Consider the following 615-nt stretch of genomic DNA (forward strand, 5'->3'; position numbering starts at 1 on the left):
AAGGAAGTGCGCACTAAAGTAGCGTAAACAAGACACCGGTTTGAGGCCGGTGTCAGGTGATAACTAGATCTGTACAAAATTACCGATAATATTGAGACAATATGTTTTCGCGAACGTCTGATTAAGCTACGCGAATCAAACTTACATCCTTAACTCATTTTAATTATTCCCAAAAAACCTTGAATTTCGAGAAATTACGCAAAACCTTCAACCTTTGTTCTTCATTAAGATTACATATTCCATGTAGATATAGGTATTCTCTTTCCTTTTGATACTCATTGTCAGGATATATGGTTATACCTGTATAGTGTGCGTCAGAACCATCAGCATCAGCAATAACGTCATCAATCATATCAATTGGAATATGGTAACTTATTTTTTCATCACCATCTGATTCAAACTTCATTGGCTTCAGCAATGTTATAGCCGAAAGATACTCATGCCATTTCATGTCTTTAGGGTTTAATTTTGACAACACAATCAACTCGTCTTCAGATTCAGCATTAACTACTCCAGGATAACAAGTTGACACAGTATCTCGGGAATTCAGATAATAAGTGCGACACTCATGGATGAATGGCGAGAGGTGGCCAACTGCTGATTGGTGGTACCCTT

The 615-nt window shown here is 37.6% G+C and carries 1 protein-coding gene; it reads right to left on the bottom strand.

The features are described from left to right. Positions 1 to 163: 163 nt before the first annotated feature. A partial coding sequence (locus PG887_RS22580; RefSeq protein WP_270822974.1) for a hypothetical protein occupies positions 164 to 615 on the bottom strand: 452 nt, incomplete at its 5' end.

Source organism: Aeromonas sp. QDB14 (assembly GCF_027707845.1).
Taxonomy (GTDB): domain Bacteria; phylum Pseudomonadota; class Gammaproteobacteria; order Enterobacterales; family Aeromonadaceae; genus Aeromonas; species Aeromonas caviae.